Origin of the sequence: Paraburkholderia sp. GAS448 (assembly GCF_050435685.1) — a bacterium.
GTDB lineage: Bacteria > Pseudomonadota > Gammaproteobacteria > Burkholderiales > Burkholderiaceae > Paraburkholderia.
Genome location: NZ_JBNDKT010000141.1, coordinates 1 through 1482 on the forward strand (window position 1 = coordinate 1; position 1482 = coordinate 1482).

1 protein-coding gene is annotated in these 1482 nt (G+C 62.5%); it reads left to right on the plus strand.

Annotated features, from left to right (window positions below; all coding sequences use genetic code 11):
• Positions 1-711 (plus strand): DUF3577 domain-containing protein (locus P3T23_RS47645; protein ID WP_429322947.1); only part of this gene is annotated, 711 nt, incomplete at its 5' end.
• Positions 712-1482: the final 771 nt, after the last annotated feature.

Sequence of the window (1482 nt, forward strand, 5' to 3'; positions counted from 1 at the left end):
CTCCATCTGACCGGCCTCGGTTATCTCTCGCGCGTGCGCGAAGTGACCTCGGCCGGGCAGGGTCGCGCCCGGGCCAGGCCGTTTCTGGCCTGTTCAATTGCCGCCTTCCACGGAGACCCCGAGATTCAGAACGGGATCGTCTACCTGAATCTCGACCTGATCGTCTCGGGCGAAAAGGCCAAGGATGCGATCCAGTCGGTGATGAATGACGCCAATGATCGCGAGGTCAAGGTGCTGGTCGGCTTTCGGGCCGGAGATCACTACATCAGCACCTATGAGATCAGGCAGGGCGACCGTGCCGGCCAGATGGGCACGGTCCTGAAGGGCCGGCTGCTCAAGGTCTTCTGGATCAAGGTCGATGGAGTGGTCGTGTACCAGGACGAACGGCAGGACGAGCGTCATGAAGACCAGGCCAAAGACCCGTCCGAAGATCCGTCCGATCACCCTGACGACGTTGTCTTCCCTGACGGGCATCAACAACTGGATGCGCCGGCAACGGGTGATGCTGGCTTCGACGACCCGGTCGCCGCAGTCCAAACACCCGATGCCTCCGCAAGCCATGCCGCCAGTCGCGACGTGACACAGGTTCAGCGGTCGGACCGTCAACAGGATGGCTTCCGCGATCAACGCCCCGCAGGAAACCCTGCCGGGTATCGCCGCGGGAACAGCTTCCTGCGACGTACTGTCCGTCGGACCGGCACTGCAGGTTGAAGTCGGGTTGTTTTCAGCCACCCTGCTTCGCGCGGGGTCACTCCGTGTGTTGGCCGTCGGGTTTTCAGATGCGAAATGAGGAATCTGTTTGGTTCGGTATCCTCTGTATCAAGACGTAGATGTCTTTCCAGTTTTTCGGGCGTTTGCGTGTTCGCCCTTCCAAAACACGCGTTGATCCCTGGTTCGTCCGCTTTAAAAAGGCCAGGTGCGGTGCCGGTTCGCCGGCATCAACATGCGGTTTCTTGATCCCTGCCTCAGGCGCCTTTGCGCTTTTCTCTCCTGAGGAACCACAGGACGCCCGTCGCAGCCGCGAAACCGGCTGCGACTTCTCCCTTCCCTGCCCCCGGCCATCGCGGGGCGATCTGTGCTGAGCTGCGTCGTCAGTCAGCTTGCTCCAGCGCGACCACCTGTCTCGCTGCGGCAAGCTGGCTTCCCGTGGCTTCCCTCTTCGTGTCGCGATTCCCGTGATCTCCCGGGCCCACGGCGGCCTCGAAACGCCGTGCCGTTTGCGCTCGCCTGCGCTAAACGCCCCTGGTCGCGCGCCCGCGGCCAGGGGACATTGGCAGGCGCCCTGCTGTCCGGACGCCTGCCAATGGACGTTTCACCGTTGATCCGCCGGCTGTGGATCCGTCAGGTTGCGGCGTCACTGTGACCATGCCTGGAGTATCTGCAGTTCTTTTCCGGCGCGTTGTTTCTGCGCGGCTGCGTGCCAGCTGGATCGGCATTCGGAATGTTCTCTGACCCGGCTGGTTCAGATCGGGCTCAATGGCA